The organism is Aeromonas sp. R5-3, assembly GCF_040908225.1.
In the GTDB taxonomy this organism is placed as follows: Bacteria; Pseudomonadota; Gammaproteobacteria; order Enterobacterales; family Aeromonadaceae; genus Aeromonas; species Aeromonas dhakensis.
The window spans coordinates 419,256-433,309 of record NZ_JBFODH010000023.1 but is presented as its reverse complement, the minus strand read 5'-3'; the positions used below and the strand labels follow the sequence as shown (position 1 = coordinate 433,309).

Sequence of the window (14,054 nt, the reverse complement as noted above, 5' to 3'; positions counted from 1 at the left end):
AAACAACCATGGCTCCCGCGAGGGGAGAAGGGAGCAAACAACCCAGCTGTGCGTGACATCCCCAGAAACAACCATGGCTCCCGCGAGAGCCATGGTTGTTTCTGGGTGGCGCATTACGCCCGCAGGGCCGTCATCAACTGGGTGACCACGCCCCCCAGCAGGACGGGGTCGGGGCGGCACTGGGCGAAGGTGACCAGGCCCTGGATGTTGATGAGCAGGAAGGCGGTCAGGGTCGGGATGTCGCGCCCGGCCGCCAGCTCGCCGCGCTCGAGGGCCAGGCTCAGCACCGCGGCCAGATCCGCATCCAGCTCGCCATAGATGGCCTTGAGCTTCAGGTGCAGCTCTTCATCCTGCTCCGCCAGCTCCATCAGGGTGCGGGTCACCAGACAGGTGCCGCAGAGGGCATCGTTCACCACCTGCTCGAGGTAGGCCTGCACCCCCGCCAGCGGGCTCGCGGCGGCGAAGAAGCTGCGCCGCAGGGCGCTCTTTTCCTGCACATAGTGGTCGACCGCCGCCAGCAGCAGGCCGCGCTTGTTGCCAAACGCCGCGTAGAGGCTGCCCGGATGCAACCCGGTCGCCGCCACCAGCTCCTGCATGGTGGTCTTGGTGTAACCCTTGGCCCGAAATGCCTCCATGGCATTTCGCAAGACGTCGTCCCGGTTGAACTCGGCGCTGCGCATGGTTTCTCCGTTGAAAAAGCGGATTCACCGGCCTGGGACCGGTGAGGGGAAATAAGAGGGCGGCAAGTTTACCCCAGCGGGACGGCAACACCAACCCATGTTGAATGCTCGTTCAAAAAAGACTTGCACACAAAACAAAAAACGTCTTGAATGCACGTTCAAGAATCACTCCCTCAGGACAGACGATCATGAATACCCTGTTTCAGCCCTATCGCCTCAACGACACCCTCACCCTGGCCAACCGTTTCATGATGGCTCCCCTCACCCGCTGCATGGCTGGCCCGGGTCTGGTGCCCACCGAACAGATGGCCGCCTATTACGCGCGCCGCGCCGACATCGGCCTCATCATCTCCGAAGCCACCATCATCCGGCCGGACGGCCAGGGCTACCCCAATACCCCGGGGCTCTACAGCGCCGAGCAGATCGCCGGCTGGAAGAAAGTGACCGGCGCCGTGCATGCCAAGGGCGGCAAGATCTTCGCCCAGCTATGGCACGTGGGTCGTCTCTCCCACCCCTTCTTCCACCACGCCGAAGTGCTGGCCCCCTCTGCCGTCGCCCATGAGGGCACGGTGCCGCGCATGCGCGAGCTGGTCTATCAGGTGCCGCGCCCCCTGACCGAGCGCGAAATCGCCCAGCTGGTCGAGGATTACGCCCAGGCCGCCGCCAACGCCATCGAAGCGGGCTTTGACGGGGTGGAGATCCACGGTGCCAACGGCTACCTCATCGATCAGTTCCTGCACCACGCCAGCAACCTGCGCACCGACAACTACGGTGGCAGCCCGGAGAACATGAGCCGTTTCGCGCTGGAGGTGGTGGATGCCATCAATGCCCGCATCGGCGGGGATCGGGTGGGCCTGCGCCTCTCCCCCGGCGCCTATGTGCACCTGGAAGGGGATGCCCGGGATCGCGCCGTGTTCGACCACCTGCTGGCCGAGCTGAACCAGCGCAACCTGGCCTATGTACACCTCGGCATCTTCGATGACAGCCTCACCTTCGACTACCTGGACGGCCGCGCCTCCGACTACCTGCGCGCCCGCTACGACGGTCATCTGGTAGGGGTAGGCAACTACAGCGCCGAGACCGCAGCCGAGGCCATCGAGGCCGACCGCTTCGACCTGGTCGCCATCGGTCGCCCGCTCATCGCCAACCCGGACTACCTCGCCAAGGTGAAACAGGGCGACGCCCTGGTGCCCTATGCCGACACCATGCTGGCCGAGCTGGTCTAACGCTCGCCGGCACCTTGCCTGACCAAGGATGGGATCCGCGCCCTCGCGCGGGTTTCCAATGTTTGGGCCCCTCTCGGGCCCTTTTTTGTGCCCGCTTGTCATACCCGCCGGTTTTGTGATCCCTCACGAACCCAATAAAAAGTTGCTAGTAACAACTAGTTGGCTATATTGGTTGTTGATGACAACCAAATAGGAAGCCCTGATATGGATCCCCGCCCCCTGCGCGCCCTGTCGCGCGATCTGGTTCGCGAACTCGGCATGCTCTCCCAACAGTGCGGCGAACTGGCGCTCAGCCCGCTCGAAGCCCATCTGCTGATCGAGCTGGAGAGCGGCCCCGCCACCAATCAGCAACTGGCGGAGCGGCTGCGCATCGACAAGTCCAACGCCAGCCGCCCGCTGGCCCGCCTGGCCGAGCGCGAGCTCATCAGCTGGCATCCCCATCCGTCCGATGGTCGCAGCAAGGAGGCGCGCCTCACCATCGCCGGCCAGGCCCAGCTGCTGGATCTGCATCAGGAGATGGACAGCGCCATGGAGGAGACCCTGGCCCAGCTCACCCTCGCCGAGCGCGAGCAGCTGTGGGAAGGCCTGCGCCTCTATCGCAGCGCCCTCTCCCGCGCCCGTCGCCAGCAGGGCTATCGCATTCGCCCCATCACCCAGGCCGATAACCCTGCCATCGCTGCCGTGGTGCGCGCCGTCTCCGCCGAATACGGCCTCACCGCCGACAAGGGCTACGGCGTAGCGGATCCCAATCTCGACTTTCTCCATGAAACCTACCTGGGTGAGCGCAGCCGCTACTGGGTGATCGAGGGACCCGATGGCTCCATTCTGGGCGGGGGCGGCATAGCGCCGCTGGCGGGGGAAGAGGGGCAAGTCTGCGAGCTGCAGAAGATGTACTTCATGCCCTCCCTGCGCGGGCTGGGGCTGGGACGGCGACTGGTACTGCAGGCGCTGGACGAGGCACGCGCGCTCGGGTATCAGCGCTGCTACCTGGAGACTACCGCCGTGCTGCGCGAGGCCACCGCGCTCTACGAATCCCTGGGCTTCGAGCACCTGCCGGGGCCGCTCGGCAGCACGGGCCACGATGCCTGCGAGATCTGCATGGTGCTGGCGCTCGCCGCCAACGAGACCCTGCGTGAGGCATAAAGACCGGATGAACAAGGGCGGCCCTGGTGCCGCCCTTTTGTTTGCCTGTCGCTCAGAGCCGGGCGGCGAGTGGCGCGAAGGGGCATGAAGAGCGAGGCCTGACGTCATCCTGTATCAATGAACGGCGTTTGTGATCAGGCCAGGGCAGACTGGGGAGCTGGGTGCCTGTCAGGTGGGAAAGTAGAACCAAGCCGTTTTGATAAGGCCGGCCTCCACTTCGAACACCGCCATGCTCTCGATGGGCTCGGGGGAGAGGCCATAAATCAACTCGTGATCGAACACCTTGTTGCCGATGACGGTGCGCGCCAGCAGCTCGGCCCGCAGGGCCGGGTTGTTGAAACGATGTTCGGCATAGAAGGCGCTGAGCGCCTCCTTGCCCACTGTGCCCGGGCTCTCCGTCGGCATCCGGTACCCCTTGAACGCATCGGAGAAGCAGGCCAGGAAGGCCTCGAGATCATGGGCGTTGTAAGCGTTAAATTGTGCCTCGACGGGCAGTTCGACCGACATGCATCACTCCCTGAATCATGTGTGAGCCCCCTTTATAGGGGGCATTGCTCCCCTTGTCGACCGGTGACGGCGGCGCTCCCCCCATCCGCGCCCTGTTCGCCATCCAAAAAGAGACCCCGCCGAAGCGGGGTCTCTTTTTATCCTGTCTGCCTGTCGGCAAGCCCTTGTCAGTGCTCGCGGGTCTGGCGGAACTGGACGTCAGGGTGACGCTCCTGGGCCAGGCGCAGGTTGACCATGGTCGGCGCGATGTAGGTGAGGTTGTCACCGCCATCCAGCGCCAGGTTGACCTCGTTCTTGCGCTTGAACTCCTCGAACTTCTTGACGTCGGTCCCTTCCACCCAGCGGGCAGTGGCGACGTTGACCGCCTCGTAGATGGCCTCGACGTTGTACTCGCTCTTCAGGCGCGAGACCACTACGTCGAACTGCAGCACACCGACCGCACCGACGATGAGATCGTTGCTGATGAGCGGACGGAACACCTGCACCGCCCCCTCTTCGGAGAGCTGCACCAGCCCCTTGAGCAGCTGCTTCTGCTTGAGCGGGTCGCGCAGGCGGATGCGGCGGAACAGTTCCGGCGCGAAGTTCGGGATGCCGGTGAACTTCAGATCCTCACCCTGGGTGAAGGTGTCGCCGATCTGGATGGTGCCGTGGTTGTGCAGACCTATGATGTCGCCGGCGAAGGCGTCTTCCGCCTGCTCCCGGTCACCGGCCATGAAGGTCACGGCGTCGGAGATGTTCACGTCCTTGCCGATGCGCACGTGGCGCATCTTCATGCCCTTGGAATAGGTGCCGGAGACGATGCGCATAAAGGCGATACGGTCGCGGTGTTTCGGGTCCATGTTCGCCTGGATCTTGAACACGAAGCCGGAGAACTTCTCCTCGGTCGCCACCACTTCGCGGCTCTCGGCCTTGCGCGGCATGGGGGCCGGCGCCCAGTCGGTCAGGCCGTCCAGCATGTGGTCGACACCGAAGTTGCCGAGTGCGGTACCGAAGAAGACCGGGGTCATCTCGCCGGCGATGAAGGCGTCGTGATCGAACTCGGGGGAGGCGCCCTGCACCAGCTCCAGTTCACCGCGCAGCTGGGCCGCGAGATCCTCGCCGATGGCGGCGTCCAGCTCGGGGTTGTTCAACCCCTTGACCACCCGCTTCTCCTGGATGGTGTGGCCCTGACCGCTCTGATACAGATAGGTCTCGTCCTTGTAGAGGTGATAGACACCCTTGAAGGACTTGCCGCAGCCGATGGGCCAGGTGATGGGGGCGCACATGATGTTGAGCTCGCGCTCCACCTCGTCCATCACCTCCATGGGATCGCGCACTTCGCGGTCCAGCTTGTTCATGAAGGTGAGGATGGGGGTGTCGCGCAGCCGGGTCACTTCCATCAGCTTGCGGGTCCGGTCTTCAACACCCTTGGCGGCGTCGATGACCATCAGGCAGCAGTCGACCGCCGTCAGGGTACGGTAGGTATCTTCGGAGAAGTCCTCGTGACCCGGAGTGTCGAGCAGGTTGACCAGGCAGTCGGCGTAGGGGAACTGCATCACCGAGGTGGTGATGGAGATACCACGCTGCTTCTCCATCTCCATCCAGTCGGATTTGGCGTGCTGGCCCGAGCCACGGCCCTTGACGGTACCGGCGCGCTGAATGGCCTGTCCGAACAGCAGAACCTTTTCGGTGATGGTGGTTTTACCCGCATCCGGGTGCGAGATGATCGCAAAAGTGCGTCTCTTGGAGACTTCACTCAGAAATTCAGCTGACATAATTCAACGTTCTTCTATTGGGCGGCGACCTTGGCCACCGTGGGAATAATTCCGGGATGCCGCATTGACTCACGGTCCGGCATGGATACGCAACGGGCCACTCGGGCGGGCATCAGACCAACCGGTGGAGAGAGGAAGAGGGTTGCGTTACATGGGTCTTCTCGCCTGAGCCAAAGCAAAATTGCGCGACATTATACCCGCGCGAGTGAAAAATACCCAGCCCGGCTTTGCAGGGTGGTGCACCCTATTCGGCCCGCATCACCTGGTTGCGGCCGGCCTGCTTGGCCCGGTACATGGCCTCGTCAGCCCGCTGCACCAGCCCCCCCAGGCTCTCGTCGAGAGGCCCCTGCTGGGCACAGCCGATACTGACGTTGACAAAACGCCCCTCCGGCATCCCCTCGATACGCAGCTGGGAGACGCGATGACGGATCCGCTCCGCCACTTCCATCGCCTCGTCCAGACAGGTGTCGGGCAGCAGCACCAGAAACTCTTCGCCGCCGTTGCGCCCCACTCTGTCCAGCGAACGCAGCTGGGCGGCGATGCACTTGGCCACGGCGGCCAGCACCAGATCCCCCACGTGGTGGCCCAGCTGATCATTGACCAGCTTGAAGTGATCGATGTCCAGCAGCAGCACCGAGAAGGGCTTGCCCTGCTCGCGCGCCTGTCTGAACCAGTGCTGGCCCTTGTTCTGGATCTGGCGGCGGTTGTGCAGCCCGGTCAGATCGTCGGTCATGGCGAGCCGGCGCATCTGGCGGGAGCGATTGAACTGGTGCAGCGCCAGCATGCCCATCACCAGCAACAGCAGGGCCACCACCACGTACTGCCAGTGGCGCCGCTCCTGCAGCTGCTTGAGCTTGGCCTCCTGCAGCAGCTGCTTGGTCTTGAGGGCCTGGTTCTCCAGCTCCTTGCGGGCCAGGTCGAACTCGAAGCGCATCTGCAACGAGCGCTGCTCCCTGAGCACCCGTTCCAGCGAGTGCTTGGTCTCGACAAACAGCTTGAGGTTGCTGAGGGCGGCGCTGATCTGCCCCTGCTGCTCCAGGATCCGCGCCCGCACCTCGTAGACCCGCGCCAGGAAGCGCTGGTTCTTCTCCTTGACGAAGATGGGTTCGGCGTGGGCCAGGTAGTAGAGCGCCTTGGTCGGGTTGCCCTGCGCCGCCTCCGCCATCCCCATCACCAGTTGCCAGTGACCCAGGGTGACGCTGTCGGAGCTCTCGCGCCCCTGCAAAATGGCGTCAGCCTGGCGCAGCTTGCTCACCGCCTCGGTCACCTTGCCCTGATTGAGCAGTATGGTGGCGATCTCGATCCGGACCCAGGCCAGCAGCCCCTCTTTCTGCTGCGAGCGATAGAACTGCTCGGCCATCTTCATCAGCGGCAGCGCCCGGTCATACTCCCCCATCTCGGAGTAGAGCAGCCCCTGCTGGGAGCGGATCCTCACCAGCGGCTCCTGGGCGCGCAGGGCACTGTAGTCATGGGCCAGCTCTTCGAAATACCCCTCGGCCCGCTCATAGAGCCCCATCCGCCTATAGGCGTTGGCGATCTGGGCCAGCACCTCCCGTGCCTTGCCATCCAGCCCCAGCGACTCGAAGCGCTTGTGCGCCTCGATGAGCTCCATCAGCCCCTCCGCCAGCTCACCCTGATAGGCGTACATGTCGCCGCGCAAGCTGAGGATGTCCGCCTCCTGCACCCGATCACCGAGCCGGCGGGCCAGCACCAGCGCCTGCTGGTAGTCCTCCTTGGACTGCTCCATGTTGCCGAGCATCTGCTGATGAAAGGCGCGGCAGGCCAGCAGACCTGTCTCGGTGATCCTGTCCTTGCGGGCCCGGGCACCGGCCAGTTCCTGGTCGGCAAAGTCCACCACGGCACGGTACTCGTCGTCCCACTCGGAAGGCATGGCCCAGCACTGCAGCCGCACGATGCGCCCCTGCACATCGGGGGGATAGGCCTCCTTGCTCGCCACCAGGGCGGCGATGCGCAGCCGGAACATGCGATCGGGCTGGAACCCCTCCTCCAGCAGCTGCAGCTCGCGGGAGAGCTGGGGCTCGGTCAGCGGCGCCCGGGCCGCCCAGGCGAGGGGCGTACACAATCCCGTCAACAGGATCAGGGTCATGATGCGTTTCATGCCGGTTCGGTTTCCCCTCAGGTGGTGCTAGTACACGAATATGCTCACTCCCCCCATCATATCTCGCCTTGCAGCAACACACAGCAACCATGGAAAAAGAGAGGAGATAGGCCAGATCCGGCAGGCTCTCACGCAGACCGAACGCGCCCCTTTACAGATGGAAAATCAGCATCGACTATAGGCGCCATCCAACACAGGGAAGCGCAGGTTGATGACATATCAGGAGCTGCAGGCGGCCTACGACAAGCTGCTGCAGGAGAACGAACGGCTCAGGCGGGTCGCCGACGATGCGCGGGAGAAGCTGGATGGAGTATATGACAGCGAAACCAACCATCAGCGGTTAATTATCCTCCTACATAACATGACAAAATGGCACGTCGAATGTAGACCAGAGTACACTTGCCCCTTAAGTTTTTGGGCACATAGGAAAGCGGCCAATTAGGTATGGAGACACTCCAGCGACTTTGATTCAACCTTTCCAAAGGCTATCCCCTGTATAACCCCCTTTTTTATCGTAAATTATCTCGGTGTCGAGTTAGAGTTTTCATTCGCAGAATGAGCTCAATCACTTCTTGACTAAAATAAATTCAAATAACATATCGAAAATCCATTTTTTCAATGACTGATACAAATTTCCGCTTCGCTACCACTGTTTCCTGCCGCAAAGCGGGAAATTATCATACAAAGATGAAGCAACTAGGACTCTATCTTCCAAGAATACAAGTCTATGGAAAAATAAAACCAGAATAATATGGCTGTATTTATGATAAAAAAGGACTGGCTTGCTGAAAACTGGTTTCGAGGTAACACTATCATTGATTGGAAAAGAGACAACCTGGTTTAAACAGTTATCTGTCTAAAAATCAATCGGCATAATTATAGCGATGTAGTGAGAGGAATCATGACGCACGTGATCTCGGCAAATGAAGCTGAATGCCCACAGTTCATCAATCAGAAAGTACTATATACAACGGTAACTTAGGATTATAAACGGGTGACTTTATGGCTATTTCAGAAAAAACACAAATGTAACGCTATCACGAAATTTCTTTAGAGAATTTAAGATTGCCAATACATCTTAATTGTTGTAATTTAAATTGGTTGTTTCCCTCAGGAATCAACATCAGAATCAACCACTAATTAAAGTTACTTTGCGAAAAAATAAAATGAAAAATCAAATTAAATCAATTAAAGAGTTGGTGGAAATGCATGAGGCTGGAGCTATTCGTGATAGTGAATTTATCACGCGCCTGTTTACTCTTACCGGTGAAATGCGAACAAGGTATTCAAAAGATAATGCAACATTGGCGAATCCGTCACGCATGGGGGTCGCAAGAAAGTCACAACGTTCTATTTCATTAATATAAACTCTTGAATTAAGAAAAACTTAACCCTTTGGCGCATGCTATAAAACTAAAAGACAGAGGAGGAGCTATGCCTTCTTCTGTCTATCACATGTCAGTTAGTGTAAAGACCCTAGGCTAATTTATTTAGCTTTCCTTTGGCAGGTGAAATAATTATCTAGAGGTTGGGATATTACTTCATTGGACATATAAAAACAATGTCACCCCCATCATGCACCTCATTATAAAATATATTTTTAACACCCCAAATTTTTCATATCACATATGAAAAATACACTGTGGTAATTTGCGATAACTATCTAAGAAGATAAAGGAATAACATCTAGTTGCGCTGCCAGCGGCGCAGCAGGCGACCGCGCAGGCCGCAGTCGAGTAGCCAGCTGTTGTCGAACACCCGCAGCAGCGCCGGTTTGGCGTGGCGGGACATGGCCACCGCGTGGAAGCGGGTCTGCTGCTTGCGCTGGCGGTTCATCCGATCCAGTAGGCTGTGAGGCAGGCTCTGGGCGATAAAGTCGGAGACCACCAGTACGTCCGCTCTGGCAAAGGCGGGGTCATCCAGCTTGATCAGGGCCTTCTCGAGGCAGGGCACCAGATCGGTGCCGCCGTGAAAACTCATGGAGAGGAAGCGCTCCGCCTTGTCGAGCCCGGTGTCGGCGGTGATCTCCAGGGTCGCCACCTCGGTGGAGAAGAGCATCAGGTAGCAGCCCCGCTTCTCGTCCATCGCCACCTTGAGCAGCGCCAGAAACAGCGCCTTGGCGCACTCCTCCGGGTAGCCCCCCATGGAGCCCGAGGTGTCGATGCAGACGATGAAGGGCCCCCGCTGCTGCAGCTGCCGCCCGCCAAGCTCAGGGGTGCGCAGCATGATGCGCTGGCGCGGCAGGGTGCCGCGCGACTGGTAGCTGAGCAGGCGCCGCTCCAGATAGCGGCGGTAGAACTCCAGCTCCAGCTCCGGCAGCGCCAGCATCACCGCCTCGCTCGGCAAGAGCCGCATCAGGTCGCTGGCCGGGTGGATGCCCACCAGATCGTCCGGCACGTCGTCGGTCTGCACCTCTTCCAGCTCGTGCACCTGCACCGGTGGCACCGGCGAGTCGTTGGCCCGGTTGTCCTGCTCGCTGCGCCCCAGCAGGTTGGCGATCTCAGCCAGCAGCGGCTCGCGCTGCAACATGCGGGCGTACTGCTTGACCAGCACCAGGCTGCGCTTGTGCCAGCTGCCCTGCGCCAGATCCCAGAGCCCGCCGGCGGAGATCTGGTTGGGGTCCAGCGCATCAGCCAGGGTACGGCTCGCCAGCAGCTGATCTTCGATCTCCTGGCGCTGCTTCTCCCGCTCCGCCTCGGCGATCTGCTGCTGCAGCTGCAGCAGGCTGCCCACCAGGCTGGTGCGCCACTTCTCGATCAGCAGCTGGCGCTGGCTGTCGGTGGGGTGAGCCATCAGCTGGCGCACCAGGCTGCGCGCCTCGCCGGCGAAGGGGCTGTACTGCTCAAGCCCGTCCAGCAGGGCCGGCAGGCGCCCCATCAGCTCGGCCAGCGGCAACCCCTTGTGGGCCTGATAGAGGCGATACTCCTGCTCCAGCGCCACCGGCACCGGCTTGTGGCGCATCTCCTCCCCCAGCTGATCGCTCCAGCGGCGGATGCGCTTTTGCAGCAATTTGCCCTGCAGCGGGGAGCGTTTGATGAACTCGGAGATCTTGGGGGTGGAGGCCAGCAAGAGCGCCATTTCGCCCGCCAGCTCCCCCTCACCCATGAGCAGCCCCAGATCCATCATGCCAATCTCAAGCATGGCGACCTCCGCTGGCCTGGCTCACGACCGCCCCCTTCGCGCTCGCCATGACTCAGGCGTCCAGCTGCGGCAGCCGGTCGTGCCACTGGCTGATGTCGGTGCGCAGCTGATCCAGATCCCGGTTCAGCACAAAGAAGCTGTCCTCCACCTGCTGCAACCAGTGACGACCGATGAAGAGGTGCTGCTGATGGCGCTCGAACAGGTTGCGCTGGCGCTTGAGCTCCTGCGCCAGCACACCGGCCTCTGCCAGCAGCTCGGTCAGGGCCGCCTGCCAGGGGGTGATCACCACCTCGGGAATGGGGGTGCGCTCCACCAGCACCAGCGGGATCTGCTGGCGCTGCAGATCCAGCACGTGCAGCCGCAGCTCGTCGTCCAGCACCAGCTCGTAGTGACCCTCCTTGGGGTTGCCAAGCGGCCAGCCCACCAGCGACTCGCCGGTGGGGTGCCAGTGGGAGAGCAGGGTGCGGTCGAACACCAGCGTCTCCACCAGCCGCTCCGGATCGTCGCCATCCAGCGCCGCCGGGGTGAGCAGATGGAAGTGCACCAGCTTGCCGAACGGGCGGGCGTTGGCCAGCGGGATCTGGATGCCGCGGGCGCGGCGCCCGAACCACTGCTGGCGCTTTCTGGCCTTGCAGCACAGGCGCTGGGCCACGCTCTGTTTGAGCTGCTTGAACTTGTCCCGCAGCCCCATCAGCTGACGGGTCATGGTCAGCTGCTGATAGCCGTAGAGGCGGGAGAACTCGGTCATCATCTCCAGCAGGGCGGTGCGCGAGGCCTCGTCATGCCAGAGGCAATCCTTGAACAGCAGCAGATCGAGCGGGGCCACCTCGTCGCGGCCGTTGAAAAACGCGCTCGCCTTGATGAGCCGCACGGCCTTCTTCCAGCGCCGATCCGACACGTAGCAGCTGTGGGCCAGCTGGCTGTCGAGCTGCTGGCGCAGCTGATAGATGAGCTCGAAGCAGTCGTCCGGCAGCCGGACCCGGTCGATCTGCTCCTGCCACTCCAGATACTCGTCGCCGTGGATCTGCACCGAGGGCGGCAGATTCTGATGGGACTGACCATCGCTGGCCAGCATGGCCTGGAAGTTGGCCTTCTCCTGCACCCGGTCCATCCAGATCCGCACCAGCATGCGGTCGTAAAGCGCCTCCAGCCCGCTGTCGGGGGCCGGCAGCTCGTTGGAGGCGGTCACCAGCAGCCGCATTGGGATGGGGTGCTGGCTGTCGCCGTTGCGAAACTGCCGCTCGTTGATGGCGGTGAGCAACGTGTTGAGGATGGCGGGGCCCGCCTTCCAGATCTCGTCGAGGAACACCACCTCGGCCTCCGGCAGGTAGCCGGCGGTGAGCCGCAGGTACTTGCCGTCCTCCTTCAGCGCCTGGATGGAGAGGGGGCCGAACACCTCCTCCGGCGTGCTGAAACGGGTCATCAGGTACTCGAAGTGACGCGCCTCATGAAAGGCCAGCTTGAGGCGCCGCGCAATCAGGCTCTTGGCGATGCCGGGCGGGCCCAGCAGAAACACGCTCTCACCGGACAGGGCCGCCAGCAGACCAAGCCGCAGGGCATCCTGGCGCTCGTAAAGCCCCTCGCCGAGGGCCGACAGCAGGCGTGGCAGCCGTTCGTGAATGGGGGCGAGACGAAGATTCTGTGATGCTAAAGGTGGCATAGGCGCACTTCCGATACTGGGGTTGTCTGGAACCGGCACACCCGCGACGCGATCGAAGGTTCCCTGTCCTGCTTGTTGTATTGTCGGGAGGTCGCCTCTGGCTCGCACCGGTCGGTTGCCGGGCGTCGGAGCGCCTCTCCTGGCTAAAACATACCGCAAAAGATGCAGCAAAACGCGTTCGAGTGTACCCTGCGCAGAGCTTTTTTCATCAATGCAGATCAAGACTGAGTCATCGCCCATGCAAGATCCAGTGCAGCTGACCACAGCGCGGGAACCCGTCCCCGAGCAACCAGACCAGGCATCCGGTCGCCTGCGGCAACACCTACTGGCCCGGATGGGCATCCCTAGCTGGCAACTGCGCCGGCCGGCCCTGCTGGCGGGCCATCAGGCTGCGCCTGCACCTGCCAATGAGACTCAGGCAAGTCAGCAGGAGGCGGTCCCCGCCCCGGCCGTGCCGAGCGAGCCGCCGAGCGGCAAGCTCTGGATCCTGGCGAGCCGGCTGCCGGCCCCCAGTCTGCTGGCGGATCTCTGCCAGTTGCTCGGCATCGGCAGCGACGAGGTCAGCCTGCTGAGCAGCCTGCCCGCCGGCCACACCCCGCCCCTGCTCTGGCTGGAGGCGGCCGATCCCGCCTGGCCAGAGGCTCTGATCTGCCCGCTCACCCCCAGCCCGGCCCAGAAACGGGTCCTGTGGCAGCAGCTCAAGGGGCGCCTCGGCTGAGTGCCGAGCCCCACCCTCTCTTCGTTCAGCCGCCCCGACCAGGAGCCACCATGGTGCAATTTCGTCCCCTGCTCGAGACCGATTTCGAGCTCGTCTACCCCATAGAACAGGCTGCCCACAAGGAGCCCTGGAGCCAGGCCAACCTGCTCTCCTGCTTCGGGCCGCGCTATCTCAACGGCCTGCTGCTGGTCGACGGCCAGCCGGCCGGCTTCTACATCTCGGATCTGGTGGCAGGCGACAGCTCGCTGATGAACATCTGCGTGCACCCTGACTTTCAGGGCAAGGGGCTGGGGCGGGCGCTGCTCAGGGAGTACCTGAGCCGCAGCAAGGCCAACCAGGCCGAGGCCTGGTTCCTCGAGGTGCGGGCCGGCAACAGCACCGCCATCAGCCTCTACGAGAGCGAGGGGTTTGCCGAGTACTGCCGACGCGCCGACTACTATGGCACCGGCCAGGATCGGGAAGATGCCGTGCTGATGTCCCGCCTGTTCGACTTCGGCTAAGCCGCCGCGCTACATCTGCGGCACTACATCTGCAGCACTAGAGCAGCGGCGCGTTGTCGAGGGCCGGATCCTGCAGGCTCTGGGTAGTGTGCAGCACTGCCTCGAAGCCGGCGGCGGAGAGCGGCATGAAGAAGCCGCGCTGCCAGGTCACCCCGGGCATCCAGATCTGCTGGATATCCACCACTATCTTGATGGGCTTGAGCGGCTCGCCCGGCTGCTGCACATAGATGCCGGGCGGCGTCGCCACCTGCGGGAAGCGGCGCAGTATCTGCTCGCTGCCATCCCCGGCATTCGGGTTGAGGCGTACCTTCACCAGCCGGGCCAGCACAGGCGCCATCTCCTCTGTCTGCCACAGGGTGGTATCCAGCAGCTTGCAGCGCCGGCATTTGGCGCGTTCAATCACGTAGAGCAGCGGATAGCCCTTCTGCAGGGCCAGCTGCTGCGCCTGGGCGTAGCCTTCGGCGCCGCTCAGCCAGGGATTGTCCTCCTCGCCACCCGTGCCTCCCAGCGTAAACCAGAGCCCGCCGGCCCCCGCCAGCAACAGCAATACCCCGGTCACCACCCCCTTGATACCGACACTCATTATGCTCCCTCCCTGAATGGCTC

12 protein-coding genes are annotated in these 14,054 nt (G+C 62.2%); 5 read left to right on the top strand and 7 right to left on the bottom strand.

The window, feature by feature from the left end:
• Window positions 1–113: 113 nt before the first annotated feature.
• Window positions 114–680, bottom strand: coding sequence for a TetR/AcrR family transcriptional regulator (locus tag AB5Y95_RS16670; RefSeq protein WP_368161609.1), 567 nt, complete (start codon window positions 678–680; stop codon window positions 114–116).
• 188 nt (window positions 681–868) lie between these two features.
• On the opposite strand from AB5Y95_RS16670, the gene AB5Y95_RS16665 reads away from it, so the two are divergent.
• Both AB5Y95_RS16665 and AB5Y95_RS16660 read left to right on the top strand, forming a co-directional pair.
• Entirely contained in the window at window positions 869–1,906 is a 1,038-nt protein-coding gene (locus AB5Y95_RS16665; protein WP_337079640.1) for an alkene reductase, read from the top strand.
• A gap of 204 nt (window positions 1,907–2,110) precedes the next feature.
• Window positions 2,111–3,049 carry a GNAT family N-acetyltransferase gene (locus AB5Y95_RS16660; RefSeq protein WP_368161608.1) on the top strand — a complete coding sequence of 313 codons (939 nt, stop codon included), beginning with the start codon at window positions 2,111–2,113 and terminating at the stop codon, window positions 3,047–3,049.
• Between the two features lie 168 nt (window positions 3,050–3,217).
• On the opposite strand, the gene AB5Y95_RS16655 is transcribed toward AB5Y95_RS16660, so the two are convergent.
• From AB5Y95_RS16655 to AB5Y95_RS16645, 3 genes are all read right to left on the bottom strand, one after another.
• Window positions 3,218–3,556, bottom strand: coding sequence for a nuclear transport factor 2 family protein (locus AB5Y95_RS16655; RefSeq protein WP_010635091.1), 339 nt, complete (start codon window positions 3,554–3,556; stop codon window positions 3,218–3,220).
• Window positions 3,557–3,723: 167 nt separating this feature from the next.
• Complete coding sequence (gene prfC / locus AB5Y95_RS16650) at window positions 3,724–5,313, bottom strand: peptide chain release factor 3 (RefSeq protein ID WP_025202215.1); 1,590 nt, start codon at window positions 5,311–5,313, stop codon at window positions 3,724–3,726.
• Between the two features lie 241 nt (window positions 5,314–5,554).
• Window positions 5,555–7,417 carry a diguanylate cyclase gene (locus AB5Y95_RS16645; protein WP_368161627.1) on the bottom strand — a complete coding sequence of 621 codons (1,863 nt, stop codon included), beginning with the start codon at window positions 7,415–7,417 and terminating at the stop codon, window positions 5,555–5,557.
• A 1,178-nt stretch (window positions 7,418–8,595) separates the two neighbouring features.
• On the opposite strand from AB5Y95_RS16645, the gene AB5Y95_RS16640 reads away from it, so the two are divergent.
• Window positions 8,596–8,796 (top strand): hypothetical protein, encoded by a 201-nt coding sequence (locus tag AB5Y95_RS16640; RefSeq protein WP_139396672.1) that lies wholly within the window; start codon window positions 8,596–8,598, stop codon window positions 8,794–8,796.
• 319 nt (window positions 8,797–9,115) lie between these two features.
• Here the strand turns inward: AB5Y95_RS16640 and viaA are convergent, their stop codons facing one another.
• Both viaA and AB5Y95_RS16630 read right to left on the bottom strand, forming a co-directional pair.
• A complete protein-coding gene (gene viaA, locus AB5Y95_RS16635; RefSeq protein ID WP_099360193.1) occupies window positions 9,116–10,570 on the bottom strand; it encodes an ATPase RavA stimulator ViaA in 1,455 nt (484 codons plus the stop codon).
• Window positions 10,571–10,622: 52 nt separating this feature from the next.
• Window positions 10,623–12,230 carry an ATPase RavA domain-containing protein gene (locus AB5Y95_RS16630; RefSeq protein ID WP_026140972.1) on the bottom strand — a complete coding sequence of 536 codons (1,608 nt, stop codon included), beginning with the start codon at window positions 12,228–12,230 and terminating at the stop codon, window positions 10,623–10,625.
• Between the two features lie 238 nt (window positions 12,231–12,468).
• On the opposite strand from AB5Y95_RS16630, the gene AB5Y95_RS16625 reads away from it, so the two are divergent.
• Both AB5Y95_RS16625 and rimI read left to right on the top strand, forming a co-directional pair.
• Window positions 12,469–12,948 (top strand): DNA polymerase III subunit psi, encoded by a 480-nt coding sequence (locus tag AB5Y95_RS16625; RefSeq protein WP_216988696.1) that lies wholly within the window; start codon window positions 12,469–12,471, stop codon window positions 12,946–12,948.
• 50 nt (window positions 12,949–12,998) lie between these two features.
• Window positions 12,999–13,448: a ribosomal protein S18-alanine N-acetyltransferase gene (rimI, locus tag AB5Y95_RS16620; RefSeq protein ID WP_252602108.1), complete on the top strand. Its 450-nt coding sequence runs from the start codon at window positions 12,999–13,001 to the stop codon at window positions 13,446–13,448.
• Between the two features lie 37 nt (window positions 13,449–13,485).
• On the opposite strand, the gene AB5Y95_RS16615 is transcribed toward rimI, so the two are convergent.
• Window positions 13,486–14,031, bottom strand: a complete 546-nt coding sequence (locus tag AB5Y95_RS16615; protein WP_010635100.1) for a hypothetical protein — start codon at window positions 14,029–14,031, stop codon at window positions 13,486–13,488.
• Between the last annotated feature and the right edge of the window lie 23 nt (window positions 14,032–14,054).